Origin of the sequence: Neobacillus sp. PS2-9 (assembly GCF_030915525.1) — a bacterium.
Taxonomy (GTDB): domain Bacteria; phylum Bacillota; class Bacilli; order Bacillales; family Cytobacillaceae; genus Neobacillus.
Window position 1 is genome coordinate 4,221,462 of the sequence record NZ_CP133269.1, and the last position, 14,501, is coordinate 4,235,962.

General features: G+C 39.0%; 13 protein-coding genes. 4 read left to right on the forward strand and 9 right to left on the reverse strand.

Going from position 1 to position 14,501, the window contains the following annotated elements; genetic code table 11:
- Position 1: 1 nt before the first annotated feature.
- The 7 genes from RCG25_RS21180 to RCG25_RS21210 all read right to left on the reverse strand — a co-directional run bounded on the left by RCG25_RS21180 (position 2) and on the right by RCG25_RS21210 (position 7,933).
- Positions 2–1,009: an ABC transporter permease gene (locus RCG25_RS21180; RefSeq protein ID WP_308080791.1), complete on the reverse strand. Its 1,008-nt coding sequence runs from the start codon at positions 1,007–1,009 to the stop codon at positions 2–4.
- An 88-nt stretch (positions 1,010–1,097) separates the two neighbouring features.
- Positions 1,098–2,717: an ABC transporter substrate-binding protein gene (locus tag RCG25_RS21185; protein WP_308080792.1), complete on the reverse strand. Its 1,620-nt coding sequence runs from the start codon at positions 2,715–2,717 to the stop codon at positions 1,098–1,100.
- A 51-nt stretch (positions 2,718–2,768) separates the two neighbouring features.
- Positions 2,769–3,737 (reverse strand): ABC transporter ATP-binding protein, encoded by a 969-nt coding sequence (locus RCG25_RS21190; RefSeq protein ID WP_308080793.1) that lies wholly within the window; start codon positions 3,735–3,737, stop codon positions 2,769–2,771.
- Positions 3,718–4,728 (reverse strand): ABC transporter ATP-binding protein, encoded by a 1,011-nt coding sequence (locus RCG25_RS21195; protein WP_308080794.1) that lies wholly within the window; start codon positions 4,726–4,728, stop codon positions 3,718–3,720. Before RCG25_RS21195 ends, RCG25_RS21190 begins: the two co-directional genes overlap by 20 nt.
- Positions 4,729–4,934: 206 nt before the next feature.
- Positions 4,935–6,548, reverse strand: a complete 1,614-nt coding sequence (locus RCG25_RS21200; protein ID WP_308080795.1) for an acyl-CoA dehydrogenase family protein — start codon at positions 6,546–6,548, stop codon at positions 4,935–4,937.
- Between the two features lie 162 nt (positions 6,549–6,710).
- The gene (locus RCG25_RS21205; RefSeq protein WP_308080796.1) at positions 6,711–7,478 is read right to left on the reverse strand and encodes a MerR family transcriptional regulator; all 768 of its coding nucleotides are present in this window, start codon (positions 7,476–7,478) and stop codon (positions 6,711–6,713) included.
- Between the two features lie 263 nt (positions 7,479–7,741).
- The gene (locus RCG25_RS21210; RefSeq protein ID WP_308080797.1) at positions 7,742–7,933 is read right to left on the reverse strand and encodes a hypothetical protein; all 192 of its coding nucleotides are present in this window, start codon (positions 7,931–7,933) and stop codon (positions 7,742–7,744) included.
- Positions 7,934–8,325: 392 nt separating this feature from the next.
- On the opposite strand from RCG25_RS21210, the gene RCG25_RS21215 reads away from it, so the two are divergent.
- From RCG25_RS21215 to RCG25_RS21230, 4 genes are all read left to right on the forward strand, one after another.
- On the forward strand, positions 8,326–8,628 hold the full coding sequence (locus tag RCG25_RS21215; protein WP_308080798.1) for an EthD family reductase: 303 nt from the start codon (positions 8,326–8,328) through the stop codon (positions 8,626–8,628).
- Between the two features lie 752 nt (positions 8,629–9,380).
- Positions 9,381–9,746 (forward strand): DoxX family protein, encoded by a 366-nt coding sequence (locus RCG25_RS21220; protein ID WP_308080799.1) that lies wholly within the window; start codon positions 9,381–9,383, stop codon positions 9,744–9,746.
- Between the two features lie 111 nt (positions 9,747–9,857).
- Positions 9,858–10,928, forward strand: coding sequence for a UvrB/UvrC motif-containing protein (locus RCG25_RS21225; protein ID WP_308080800.1), 1,071 nt, complete (start codon positions 9,858–9,860; stop codon positions 10,926–10,928).
- Between the two features lie 295 nt (positions 10,929–11,223).
- Positions 11,224–12,708 carry a peptide MFS transporter gene (locus RCG25_RS21230; RefSeq protein ID WP_308080801.1) on the forward strand — a complete coding sequence of 495 codons (1,485 nt, stop codon included), beginning with the start codon at positions 11,224–11,226 and terminating at the stop codon, positions 12,706–12,708.
- Between the two features lie 32 nt (positions 12,709–12,740).
- Here RCG25_RS21230 and RCG25_RS21235 read toward each other — a convergent pair whose 3' ends face one another.
- Together RCG25_RS21235 and RCG25_RS21240 are read right to left on the reverse strand one after the other, a co-directional pair.
- The gene (locus RCG25_RS21235; RefSeq protein ID WP_308080802.1) at positions 12,741–13,064 is read right to left on the reverse strand and encodes a nitrous oxide-stimulated promoter family protein; all 324 of its coding nucleotides are present in this window, start codon (positions 13,062–13,064) and stop codon (positions 12,741–12,743) included.
- Between the two features lie 105 nt (positions 13,065–13,169).
- Entirely contained in the window at positions 13,170–14,480 is a 1,311-nt protein-coding gene (locus RCG25_RS21240; protein WP_308080803.1) for an MFS transporter, read from the reverse strand.
- Positions 14,481–14,501 lie beyond the last annotated feature (21 nt).

Genomic DNA, 14,501 nt, shown 5'->3' on the forward strand with positions numbered 1-14,501 from the left:
CCTATTTCGTGTATTTAATCCTTGGATCCACCAATACATACAAAAGATCCACGATTAAATTAATGAGTACAAAGATTGCTGCAATAATTAAAATCCCTGACTGGATAACAGGATAATCACGATAAGCAATAGCATCGTATAAATACCTGCCTATTCCCGGCCACCCGAAGATGGTCTCCGTTAGAATTGCTCCTCCCAAAAGTAGCCCCGTTTGTAAGCCGATGATCGTCAACACTGGAATGACTGCATTTTTTAAAGAGTGCTTATAAACTACCCAAAACATTCTTAATCCCTTTGCTCTTGCAGTCCGGATATAATCGGATTTCATCACCTCTAGCATCGTTGCGCGGGTCATCCTTGCTATAATTGCCATTGGAATCGTAGCAAGAGCAGAAGCCGGTAAAATAATATGCTTAAGAACGACAATGAATTGATCAAATCTTCCCTGCAAAAGTGTATCCAGTAAATAAATGTTGGTGATCGCTGAAATAGGGTCCCTGGCATCCTCTCTTCCTGTCGTTGGAAGCCAGCCTAAGTCAATAGCAAAGGCCCACTGAAGCATTAAACCAAGCCAAAAGATCGGCATGGATACACCGATTAATGCTAGTACCATTGCACCATAATCAAACCATGATTTGGAGAACCAGGCACTAATAATACCAGCATTTACTCCAACTACAACCGCAATCAGCATTGCTACAATCGTAAGTTCAACCGTTGCCGCTAAATACGGCCAAATCTCGGCATTAATAGGTCCTCTCGAACGAAGAGAAATCCCTAAATCACCGTGAATGAGGGTTTTAAGATATTCAAAATATTGTATGTACCACGGACGATTTAACCCCAGTTGTTCTGTAAGTGCCGCAAGGGCTTCTGGTGTTGCCCTTTGTCCAAGAATGATACGGGCAGGGTCTCCAGGAATAGCGTGTATAACAGAAAAAACAATCAAAGTCATCCCAAATAAGACGGGAATTAAGGAAAAAATACGGCGAACTGTGTAAGTTAACACGCTCTCACCTTCTTTCATAAAGATGAACATAAAGACTACTTTTTTAACAAAAGGGGAGGGATCACTCCCTCCCCTCCTTCATTGCTGCCTATTTCTTAAATTCAACCTTATCAAGGGATTCAGAACCAGTTGGATGTGGAATATAACCAACTACATCCTTACTTGCTGCAGACAATGGCTTAGAGTGAAGTAATGGTACCCATGGAGCATCCTCATGGATAATCTCTTGTGCTTTCTTGTAAAGCTCGTTACGTTTTTCTTGATCTGTTCCTTGTTGAGCTTGAATTAAAAGATCATGTAACGGATCACTGCTATATCTTGAATAGTTGTTTGCACCAATGGCATCCTTATCTAACAATGTGTATAAGAAGTTATCAGGGTCACCATTGTCACCTGTCCAACCCATCAGGAAGGCATCGAAGTCGCCTTTTGCAGCTTTATCTAAATAAGTAGCCCACTCTAAAGTGTTAAGCTTCACTTTAATGCCCACTTTGCTTAGATTGTCTTGAATGACTTCAGCTACTTTTGGTGGTTCAGCCATGTATAGACGAGCGATATTCATTGCCCATAATTCCATTTCGAAGCCGTTCGGATATCCTGCTTCTTTTAATAATTCTTTTGCTTTCTCTGGATCATACTTATATTCTTCAATTGAATCATTGTAACCTTCAATGGAAGGAGGCATTGGATTCTTAGCAGGAATTGCATTACCACCGTAGAATGCATCAATAATCGCCTTTTTATCAATTGCGTAGTTTAAAGCTTGACGAACAAGCTTATTGTCAAATGGCTTACGAGTAAGCGTAAAGCTTAAATACGCAACGTTCATGGATGGGCGCTCATAGATTTTCAGCTTATCGTTGCTAGTAACTGCTTTAGCATCGGAATCGTTAAGACCATCCATAATGTCAATCTCACCGTTCACAAGCGCGTTAAGACGTGCTGTGTTTTCAGGGATTACACGGAAAATCACTTTGTTTAGTTTTGGAAGACCTTTTACCCAGTAATCAGGGTTCTTTTCTAGGGTGATTCGGTCGTTTTGCTTCCACTCAACAAATTTGAATGGACCTGTACCAACTGGATGACTTCTGTAATCATCACCATATTTCTCAACAGCTGCTGGGCTGGCAATAGCAAATGGTGACATCGCCAAGTTCTTTAAGAATGGAGCCATAGGGCGCTTTAGCACAAATTGAACTGTATTAGCATCAAGTGCTTTAACCTCTTTAATAACATGGCCTTCATCTTTCACATAGCCGCCAAACATCGTGTAATAAGGGAATTTATCTTCATCCCCATTCATCCAACGGTTAAAGTTGAACACCACTGCATCCGCATTAAAATCGGTACCGTCATGGAACTTTACACCTTCTTGGAGCTTAAAGGTATAGGTCAAGCCATCAGGAGTAACTTCCCAGCTTTTTGCAAGCTTCGGCTTAAGGGTTGTATCTGTATCACCGTAATCTAGCAAAGTGTCATAGATGTTTTCAGTAACTTTAAAGGTATCGCCTTCAGTCGTTGTGATTGGGTCAAGTGATACAGAGTCTACACCGCGGGCATAGATTAATGTATCCTTTCCAGAAGCACTATTGTTGCCTGTTTCTTTACCACCTTTAGCGTCGTTATTGCTTTTGCTGCTGCAGCCAACTAAGAACATGCTGATGGCTAATAACGAAACTAGCAGCAGCTTAAACGTTTTTTTCTTCATAAGTGTTTTTACCCCCTATATGCTTTGTTTTTATATCATCAATGCTGCCAATCACTGGTTATATAAGTGACAGGCTACAAAATGACCATTGAGATTGCTTTCCTGCGGTCTAGTAGTTTTGCAAATGTCCATACATTCCTTGCATCTTGTATGGAATGCACAGCCTGAAGGAGGATTAGCTGGACTAGGCAACTCCCCTTCAATTAAAATCGTTTTCTTCTTAACATCAGGATCTGGTATCGGTACTGCAGAAAGAAGTGCTTTTGTGTATGGATGCTTGGGATTCTCGTAAAGCTCCTCACTCTCTGCTAACTCTATTAATCTTCCTAAATACATAACACCCACACGATCACTAATATGACGAACCACCCCAAGATCATGTGCGATAAATATGTAGGTAAGTTGAAATTCCTTTTGGATTTCCTTCATCAGGTTGAGAACTTGAGCCTGAATCGATACATCAAGTGCAGATACAGGTTCATCCGCAATAATTAACTTTGGTTTTGTCATTAACGCCTTGGCAATTCCAATTCGCTGACGCTGCCCGCCGCTAAATTGATGCGGATATCTTTTCGCATGGTAGCTGCTTAAGCCCACCACCTCGAGCATCTCTCTTACATGCTTCTTTCGTTCCTCTTTTGTCCCTATTCCATGAACAATCAAAGGCTCCTCAAGGATTTGCTCGATTGAATGCCTTGGGTTTAATGAGGCATAGGGATCCTGGAACACCATTTGGATATCTCTTCGTGTTTTTCTTAACTCAGACTTTGACAAGCTGGTAATCTCTTTATCTTCAAAAACGATTTTCCCGTCACTTGCTTCGATTAAGCGCATGAGTAGTCGGCCCGTCGTTGATTTTCCGCAACCACTTTCCCCTACGATTCCTAAGGTCTCTCCTTTTTTCACATAAAAAGAAACATCATCAACCGCTTTGACTTCTCCTTGCTTCCTTCCCAAAAGGCCACCTGTAATTGGAAAGTATTTTTTCAGTCCGTTTACCTCAAGAAGTAACTCCGACATGTTTGTCACTCCCCTTCAATGTATGTAGGAAACAGCGTACTTCATGTCCGTCTTTTTCCGTTTTATATAATTGTGGCGTTTCTTCATAGCATTGTGATAATACCTCAGAACATCTTGCGGCAAATCGGCATCCCATGTGAATAGACCCTGGTGTAGGAACTGTTCCGGGAATACTGTAGAGCCGCTCCTTTTTCCCTCTTAAGTCTGGAACCGATTTTAGCAATCCAATGGTGTAAGGATGCTGAGGATTTTTGAGTATCGTTCGTACATCACCTTGTTCAACGATTTGACCGGAATACATAACAATGACTCGTTCACAGATTTCCGCTACCACACCTAAATCATGAGTAATTAATATGATAGAGGTATTCGTCTTTTGGTTTAAATCCTTCATTAATGCGAGAATCTGCGCTTGAATAGTTACATCAAGAGCAGTGGTGGGCTCGTCCGCAATGAGCACCTTTGGATTACAGGCCATAGCCATGGCAATCATAACCCTTTGCCTCATTCCTCCTGATAACTGGTGTGGATATTCTTTAAGAATTCCTTCTGCCCGTGGGATTCCGACTAATTTTAGTAGTTCGATACAACGCTGCTTAATTTGGACCTTTGTTAGGTCAGTATGTAATTTGATGGCTTCCATTAGTTGATTCCCTATTGTAAATAAGGGATTTAATGAGGTCATGGGTTCTTGGAAAATCATTGATATTTGATTTCCGCGGATCTTCCGCCACTCTTTTTCCGAAATGTTTTTCAGATCTCTTCCTTCAAAAATGATTTCTCCATTCTCGATCTTTCCTGGAGGAGAAGGAATTAGGCCCATCGTAGCTAAGGACGTTACACTTTTCCCACTTCCTGATTCCCCTACGATTCCAAGGATTTCTCCGTCCCTTAAATCAAAACTAATACCATCCACAGCTGGGACAAGCTTCTTCCCTGATTGAAAAGACACCTTTAAATCCTTTATGCGAAGAATAGGATCTTTGTCCACATTTACACCTACTTTAACTATTTATTTCGTAAATCTAAACATTCTTCTGAAATATTAAAATTTATAAAATATTAAAATTATTATGACATATATTACTTTAGAGTTACCATCGAAATTTGTCAATTAAGTAAAAAAAATTTAAAAAAGTGCCTAACACCGCGGCACGCTAACGTATTAACGCACCGGGGGTCAGGCACCAAAAACTATTAATTCAGTTCTGTTAATGCTATTCTTTGATAGGTTTTGAAGAGGGAATCACAATATGAATCCCATTCTTCAGCTGCTTCGATTGACGCTTCGCTTACCTCTCCTAACACAGGCCTTTGCAGTAAATCTTCTAATTGTTCCGTGAACTGTTTAATCGTTTCTATAGATGCCCCTTCCAATACACTTTCCACAAATTCAGCGGGAGCATACCACTCTGATACTCTCTGAAGATCACGGTATACTTGTGTTAACAATAAATTACGCGGACCTTCCCATTGCTCATTGACTACTACATCTCGGAAAATGCGTGGTAGCGAGGAGAACTCCTCCATTACTCCATGCCCAGCGAAAACGGAAATGGCCTCTCGTAATACTTCGGCTCCTTCATTAGTCACACACATTTTTTGCAATAAAATCAGTTCCCGTAGATTGAATAACTGTTTTTGGACTTCCAACGGATGGTTCGATTTTATTCCTGGGTTCAGTGGCTGCTCTAGCTTCAAGAACAAATCATATACTTTAAATGCCCCCGCTGTGGTACGCTCGGCAGCATTTTCAATCCGTTTTAATTTGCTCGCAGCCAGCGGATAATCTTTCACTTTTTTTCCAAAAACCGTTCTAAAATCACTATATAACTTTGCTTCTCTAGAAGCACGAAGCATAAACCCAGCACAGGCAATCCCGATTTCCAAACGGGACAGGGTAAGTACGATTCCTACCGCCACTGCCACTCCTTTATCTAAAGGACCGATTGGATAGGCCAGTGCACCATTGTATTGAATTTCACCTGTTGGTACTTCAGACGTTCCCATTTTCCATTTTATTCGATTAATTTGATAGCCATTTCTCTTCTCCTTTTCTTTGTCCCCCGGTAGCCAGGACGGGACAATAAAGGTCGAAACTTTATTAGTACCCGTTACTTTTGCTGTTACCACAGAATAATCAGCATGGGCTACCGAACAGAAGAATTTATTTCCATATAAGCGGAAATTCTTTCCCTCCGGAACCGCCTCAAGAAGATTAGCTGGTAAGTCAGAACCACCTTGAATCTCTGACATAAATTGTGCCCCAATAGCAAACTCTCCACTTATTCCTTCTTTTGAATGCTGTAATATATCTTGAAGTTCGGGATATTCTTCATTTGGAAATTGATCAAGGAGGGCAATGAGTCCATGCGTACAGGTCATTGGACAAGTTACTCCTGCCTCTCCTAATTGGTGAATTAACATTCTCTTCACAAAGCTCTCCCACGGCTCCATTTGACTAGAAAATAACCCTTCACCGAAAACACCTTGTTCAAGTTTGTGAACTTCCATCGGACGGACAACCCGGTCAATTCGATGGTTAAATGCATCAAAGTGGAGCATATATGGACGTACCTCTGGTCTAGCCGTTCGTTCAGCTAGACGATTCCATTCATTAGATACTGTAGGTGAAAATTCCGTAATTTTTTTATGAATTTGTTCATACCGACTCCCAGTAAAATGTTTCACTGCTTTTTGTAAAAATGGCTCATCTTGATACCAATCCAGGTTGTCGCGCTTTTCAACAAATGCATCAAATGTATAGGTATTTTCTCCTCTTTTCTCAGTGCCTTGAGAAGCGATGTTCATAGTTAATTCACTCCTTTTTGTTAAATTATTCTAAAAATTCAATTTAATTATAAACGTTCCCACTCGCTAAGGACAATGACATTTTTACGAAATAACATTCTCAACATTCCCATAAAAAAACCCTGTACTGGCGGCTAGCCTAGTATCAGGGTCTTAGTTATCTTATTTTTTCAAACCTGTGTAGATGTGAATGGCATCTCTTAAAAATTCTGCCGTACCAGGCTGTTCTTTATCATAATATGCGGTAAATCGCTCATCATCTACGTACATTTGGGCGAGGCCGGCATGCGCCTCCTTGCTATATTTATTCCAATAATAACCTAACCACTGCTTGTGAAGGTCGGCCGCTTTTTGTGCGAGTTCACCTGCGGGATCTCCTGTTTTGAACGCCTCTGCTAAGGTTATTGTCACTTCTTCTGCTAACTTTGTAGCATGGTCATATTGTTCTTCCGTCATGTTCTGAAGTTTCGCATTGGATTGGTCAACCGTGTCATTTCCGTACTTTGAACGGATTTCCTTTCCGTACTTTTTCTCGTTGTCGTCGATCATTTTTTTCTTAAAGCCTTCGAATTTTTCTTTATTAGACATCTCTATTCTTCTCCCTTCTGTTAATGCAATTGTTTTATCTACATTGGCAATTAAGCGATCTAATTGTTCTTTTCTCTCAAGGAGTTTTTTACGATGTTCTCTAAGTACAGCGGCACCATCAAAATCAGGGGCAGTTATGATATCCTTTATGCTTTCTAAGTTGATGTCTAGTTCTCGATAAAACATGATTTGCTGCAGGCGGTCCACTTCTGCTTGGCCGTAAATTCGATAACCTGATGAATTTATTCTTGCCGGCTTAAGAATTCCAATTTCATCATAGTACCGAAGGGTTCTGGTGCTGACACCCGCCAATTGTGCCAGCTTTTGCACTGTATACTCCATTCGTTCACCTCCTATAACTAAACGATACACCTTTACGCTGCGTTAATGTCAATCACTAGTTTGCCTATTTTTTTGTATGGGTTCTACACTAATCAAGCTCCACTATGCTACCCGTTCCTCTTTACCTGTATCATCTCGGGCACTTAGACGGCCTCTATGTTACCCTCTTCCCTTTTCATCTACCACTTCAGGCACATAGACCGCTTCTACGTTACCCGTTCTTCGTTTCATCTACCACTTCGGTAACATAGACCGCTTCTACGTTACCCGTTCTTCGTTTCATCTACCACTTCGGTAACATAGACCGCTTCTACGTTACCCATTCCCTTTTCATCTACCGCTTCGGTAACATAGACCGCTTCTACGTTACCCATTCCCTTTTCATCTACCACTTCGGTAACATAGACCTCTTCTACGTTACCCATTCTTCGTTTCATCAACCGCTTCGGTAACATAGACCTCTTCTACGTCACCCATTCCCTTTTTCATCTACCGCTTCGGTAACATAGAAGCTTCTACGTCACCCATTCCCTTTTTCATCTACCGCTTCGGTAACATAGACGGCTTCTACGTTACCCGTTCCCTTTTTCATCTACCGCTTCGGTAACATAGACCGCTTCGGTAACATAGACGGCTTCTACGTTACCCATTCCCTTTTTCACCTACCGCTTCGGTAACATAGACCGCTTCTACGTTACCCTCTTCCCTTTTCATCTACCACTTCGGGCACACACTGACTAGGGAATGTTACACCAAAAAAGTTGTCGACTAGTTTTGATAATAATAGTTCTTTTCTCCTTTTATAATAGAGTTAGGTAAAAATCCCCATAATAAAAGGAGCGATTAGATGGCTAAACTTTACGTTATTTATAATCAACCTAAGGATCAGGAAGGATTTGAACAATATTATTACAATGTACATATTCCACTAGTACAGAAACTTCCACATCTTAAAGGTGCTGAAGTTCATCGTGTCTTACAATTTCAAAACACGACAGAACCTTTATACCTTTTTGCTGAGCTACATTTTGATAATCCCGTAGAATTAAGTCAAGCATTAGCATCCCCTGAAGGAAAGGAAGTTCAAGGTGACGTATTAAATCTGATGAGATTCTTGGATAAACCACCGGTAATTTCAATAGTAGATTAATTCCCCACAAAAAAAGGTCCCACAAAGTAACGGGTTCCGTTACCTGTCACAAAAATCCAAAATGTATATAAAAGCGACCATCAATTTGTATGTGAATTTGATGGTCATTTTTTATTGATATAACGCGAAAAATTATTAAAATAGGCGTGAAACTAGTCCAATTTGCAAGGTTACAGAGATTTCTGTAACCTTGCAAATTGGACTGCAAAATGCGGTGTTATTTTTTTGCAAATTCACGTTTTCTATGGCCTTGGCTCTGTTGTTATTTATTATTCATTATAGCGTAGGTATGAGAATTCATAGGCGGAGAATTTCCGGCTAATGACTAAAGAGAAAGCTTAAGGAGCAGAAATAAGCGGAAATATTCCGGTTAAATGCTCAAAATAAGACAAAATTATGAGATTTAGATAATATAAGCGGAAAATCTCCCCTTATTTTTAAGGAAATATGTGTATTTCCCAATTTAAGCGGAATTTATCCGTTTATTTTTCAAACACAGTGAAATCAACATTCAGTTTTAACTGATCTTTGGCCTAAATGGCACTTTGTAATGTTCTTCCAAAACAAAAAGCCCTGCATTTTGCAGGACAAAATGTATAACAAATATAAGGACATTTTTAAATGCATCTTTATAAAATGTGACAGGTATCTGAACCTGTTACCCTCAAAGGGACCTTTTTTCGCGACTTATCTGATTCTTTTGTGATGTTTGTCCTCCTTTAATCATACAGTTTTAGTAAAGGAGGATGGACATGAACACTTCTTTATCAACGATGAAGCTAATCCGCTATTCTGTTGCATATGTATTTATAATCTCAGGAGTTATGAAATTAGTTAACACTGAACTAGCCAATGGGTTTCTTAACTTAGGTTTACCATATTCACACATCCTGTTAAAAGTCGTTATCCTACTTGAGATTGGGTGCGGAGTATTACTATTGGTAAATAAGGCAGTTAACCATGCCGTAATCCCCTTAATAGCAATCATGATTGCTGCACTATTATTAACTAAATTTCCACTCTTGCACACTGGCTTTTTAACATTTGCATTTCATGCACGGTTAGATATTGTGATGCTTGCCCTGCTGATCATTCTCTATAAACGATATCCGCATTAACTATGACACCCTTTTTTGTTCTTTCACGGATACTAGTCGCCCGACTGGTTACTGATCCCCACTTATTTGTATGGTAGAATGAGAGAAAAGTCTTTCAAAGAGGCGATTCCTGTGGTGCTTAAAAAAAAGGTAAAGGATCTCCCCTCCTCCCCTGGGGTTTATCTAATGAAGGATTCCTCTGATAGGGTCATTTATGTGGGGAAAGCCAAAAACCTTAAGAATCGAGTAAGATCATACTTTCAAAACAATAAGGCACACTCTCAGAAAATAAAGAAGTTGAAGGCTAACATCAATGATTTTCATTTGATCCTGACCGATACTGAATTCGAAGCATTTATTTTGGAATGTAAACTGATTAAAGAAATCAAGCCCATATTTAATAAAAAAATGAAAAATCCCACTTCCTACACTTATATTCGGTTTCACAAAAGAAACACCCATTGGACTATTGATTTATCAAACACAATTGAGAAGGATGGCAGCCTTTATTTCGGTCCCTATCCAAGTAAACATGTAGTTGAAAAAGCACTCCAAGGAATGAAAGAATTTCTAAAAATAGACTGTTGCAATCCAAACAAGGGCACGCCCTGCTTGAACTACTCCTTAGGTCTTTGTATCGGTATATGTTTTAATGAAGATTCACGTAAACAATATAATGAACGGTTGAAAAAAATGGTGGATTTTCTTCACGGGACGAATACCGAAGTCCTTCAAAAATTGAAGCAAAAAATGATAGATGCCTCAAACAATTTTGATTTTGAAACAGCAGCAAAATACCGAGATACACTAGATGCGATTCAATCACTCATCTATAAAGAAAAAGTGATTGAATTTACAGAAGCGAATAAAAATATCGCTCTCATTGAAAATATAGAAGATGCCGCCTTAAAACTCTTTCTGATCAAAGGAAATAATGTTATTTTTAGAGAAAAATATCAAATAGAGGAAGAGAATTCAGAGCAGTTGGTTGAGAAGATTAAAGCGAATATTTTTACGTATTTTAAGAGTCTTTCAAATCATTCATCCATTGAAATTACTAAAGACGAAATCGATGAAGCGCAAATTATTTATAGTTATTTACACAGCAGTTCGTGCAAATATGTCGTTATTGACGAAAAATGGTTAAAATTTGAAAACCAAAAAAGTATAGATTCTTCTATAAGAAATACACTGCTAAATTAAATTGATTTCATTTATTATCCTCGGTTTTTAAACCGGGGCTTTTTTTTGTTATCCAGCCTTACGAATTACCAACTTCCTCCTAAATCGGACGCTACTGCGAAACTATTAGTTAGAAAAGTATATCTAATCAAAATTTATATACTATTTCAAAAAAACTTTCTTTTATTCTTAAAAATTGCAGTAATTCAGTATTATCAAGCTTTTTAAAACGTATACATTCTAATTTCCAAAAAAAGTTTTTGACAATTCAAAACCCTAAAAAGTATTATAAAATAATAATAAAGGAGGTAAAAACATGTCAAACTTAAATAGGCAGAAAATTGTGGATAGTGTACCTCAGACTGGATTCGTTGGACATCCTAAAGGTCTATTCACCCTTTTCTTCACGGAGTTTTGGGAGCGTTTCTCTTACTATGGAATGAGGGCCATCCTTGTTTTCTATATGTATTATTCAGTTTCCAAAGGTGGATTGGGCATTGATAAAACACTCGCACTTTCTATCATGTCCATTTATGGATCACTAGTTTACATGTCTGGTGTTATTGGCGGATGGCTAGCTGACCGCATATTTGGTACTTCAAAAGCAGTATTCTACGGTGGAATATTAATCATGTTTGGTCATATTGCACTTGCTATTCCTGGCAGTGTCTCCATGTTCTTTGTATCCATGGTATTAATCGTACTTGGTACCGGATTATTAAAACCAAACGTTTCAACTGTTGTTGGTGAATTGTACAGTGAGAAAGACCAACGTCGTGACGCAGGATTCACCATTTTCTACATGGGTATCAACGCGGGTGCTTTCTTATCCCCATTAATCGTCGGTTCTGTTGGCAACTTCCACTTAGGTTTTAGTATTGCTGCAGTTGGTATGTTCTTTGGACTTATCATGTTTACTGTTACTAAGAAAAAAAATCTCGGCCTTGCTGGAACAATGGTTTCAAATCCATTGTCACCATCTGAAAAGAAAAAAGTTTTTACTTATATTGGTTTAGGTGTCGTTGTTCTTGCAGTTATTTTTGCTATTTTAATTCCTAAAGGCATCCTAACATTTGCAGGATTTATCAATTTAGTTACTATTCTTGGTGTGTTAATTCCAACAATGTATTTCATTGTTATGTATCGTAGCCCGAAAACAACGGCTGTAGAACGTTCACGAGTTATTGCATATATTCCATTGTTCATTGCATCTGTAATGTTCTGGGCAATTCAAGAGCAGGGTTCTACGATCCTTGCAAGCTATGCTGATACACGTACACAATTACATTTTGCAGGAATTGATATTAAACCAGCATGGTTCCAATCATTAAACCCATTATTTATTATCACTTTAGCACCTTTATTTGCTTGGATTTGGGTTAAAATGGGAGACCGTCAACCAACAATTCCGCAAAAATTCTCATTATCATTACTTTTCTCTGGGGTTTCGTTCCTAGTGATTCTATTACCATCATACCTTGGCGGTACAGATTCTTTAGTAAACCCATTATGGCTTGTTCTTAGTTATTTAATCTGTGTAATCGGTGAATTATTGCTTTCACCAGTAGGACTATCTGCTACAACTAAACTAGCTCCTGCTGCTTTCTCTGCACAAACAATGAGCTTATGGTTCTTATCTAGTGCAGCTGCACAAGCACTCAATGCACAAGTGGTTAAATTCTACTCTGAAGATACTGAAATGGCTTACTTCGGAATCATCGGTGGAGCATCTATCCTACTTGGTATCATCCTTTTAGTGTTATCTCCAAAAATTCAGGGGTACATGAAAGGCGTTAAATAATAATGAAAGCGGCTGATCACTCAGCCGCTTTTTTATTTATTCAATAGATGCTTCACAGAATATATAGGATGGTAAAGCATCATCCACTTACCCGAGTACCGCATGACTGCCTTCATTTTTTCGCGGTATCTTAACTTATAACAGTGTATTTTACAGTTAGAACAGGCGGTTTTATCTTCACCAAAGCGGCAGAATGAGAGTCTTAACATGGCATAGTTTTTTAGTTCCTGACAGTCCTTACATAAAGCCTCCCGATGATGCTTTTTTCTACAATAAAGCTCAATCATCTCCTTAACAATCTCTTTTTCCTTTTGAATAACTGGACCATTATTCGGCTCGATTAATCTTGCCTTCATGTTAGTAAACCTCCCTTTTCTAGATTTACTAAAGCAAACTTCTTACCTTCACCATATCATACGATTCTTTAAACGGAAGGATGAATCATTACAAATTCCGTACAATTACATCCTGACAGTCGTTGGAACTTTTCGACCCTTTTCGGAGTTGGTTTCAACAATCTCCGGATGTGCCTTCCTAATAACAGATGGTCTTGCAAGCACCAAAACCACACCAATGAATAACAAAGCAGATAGAAGCAAGATCCATTGTGCAGGAAAGATATCATAAAGAAAGCCGTACAATACCATTCCTAATGGCATTAATGCCATCGCCATCGTTTCAAGCAGAGAAAATACACGACCTTTAAAATCATCTTCAATTTTTTTCTGCAGCATCACCTGCAGCGGTGTATTGACGATAATGATTAATGCTCCAAGGAAGAACATGATGACCAGGTAAAAACCAAAAACGGAAGTTGACGAAAGGCCCACTAATAACGGAAAGGAAACTGCCGCCATCACACCCCCCATACCAACAATGGCCCACTTTGAAACAAGCAGCGGGTACCTTACTTCTTTTCTAAAAGAAAAATAAATGGATAGAAGCAGCATACCAACGGCAAATGCTCCTTGGGTAAATCCAAAACGCTGGGAAACCATTTTCATTTTTTCAATAAGAATGAACGAATAGCCCACCTCAAATGCTCCAAAAAGGAAGTTGATCATTAAAGAAATCCAGACAATCGTAACCAAAATTGGCTGAAGTTTTAAATAGCTAATTCCTGCCTTAATACTCACCCACATGGATTCCTTCTGCCCCGGGATTTCCTTTTCCTTTCGGTTAGCGAACAGCTTAAAATCCATTGTCGATTCAAGTATAACGGCAATACACGAAGCAATCATATACATAATGAGAAAAGTCTGCATCGATACAGCACCATACAATAGTCCGCCTACTGCCGGGCTGGCAATGGCTGCAAAGGAAATGGACATTTGGTTTAAAGACATTGCTCTTTGAACTCTCGCTTCATCCACAAGACCAGATATGGAGGAAGTAAAGGTCACCCCGGAAAACATGGAAGTGATGGATAAAATACAGGAGGTAATATAGATTGCCGTTAACGATAGGTCGGTGATGAAACTAACCAACAGTAATCCCCCAACTGCAATGGTTGTTGCAACTTGTGATATAACTACAATTATTTTTCTTGAATATTGGTCAGCAAGGTATCCAGCGAACGGGGCAGCGAGGGTACGTGGTAATATATTGCAGATAAGATTAGCAGCAAAACTCGTGGCCGAACCAGTTGCTTGTAAAATATAAAAACTTATAGCAAAAGAATATACTTGTGCACCAAAGGAGGAAATAAGTTTACTTATTGTGAAGGTCCATAGATGATAGGTTGCTTTTTTTAGCTTTAAGCCATCATTCACACGATTCACACTCCAAAAAAA

Coding starts and splice junctions, on each gene's coding strand:
- RCG25_RS21185 (WP_308080792.1), bottom strand. CDS start 2,717: ATGAAGAAAAAAACGTTTAAGCTGCTGCTAGTTTCGTTATTAGCCATC.
- RCG25_RS21190 (WP_308080793.1), bottom strand. CDS start 3,737: ATGTCGGAGTTACTTCTTGAGGTAAACGGACTGAAAAAATACTTTCCA.
- RCG25_RS21200 (WP_308080795.1), bottom strand. CDS start 6,548: ATGAACATCGCTTCTCAAGGCACTGAGAAAAGAGGAGAAAATACCTAT.
- RCG25_RS21205 (WP_308080796.1), bottom strand. CDS start 7,478: ATGGAGTATACAGTGCAAAAGCTGGCACAATTGGCGGGTGTCAGCACC.
- RCG25_RS21210 (WP_308080797.1), bottom strand. CDS start 7,933: ATGTTACCGAAGCGGTTGATGAAACGAAGAATGGGTAACGTAGAAGAG.
- RCG25_RS21215 (WP_308080798.1), top strand. CDS start 8,326: ATGGCTAAACTTTACGTTATTTATAATCAACCTAAGGATCAGGAAGGA.
- RCG25_RS21220 (WP_308080799.1), top strand. CDS start 9,381: ATGAACACTTCTTTATCAACGATGAAGCTAATCCGCTATTCTGTTGCA.
- RCG25_RS21230 (WP_308080801.1), top strand. CDS start 11,224: ATGTCAAACTTAAATAGGCAGAAAATTGTGGATAGTGTACCTCAGACT.
- RCG25_RS21235 (WP_308080802.1), bottom strand. CDS start 13,064: ATGAAGGCAAGATTAATCGAGCCGAATAATGGTCCAGTTATTCAAAAG.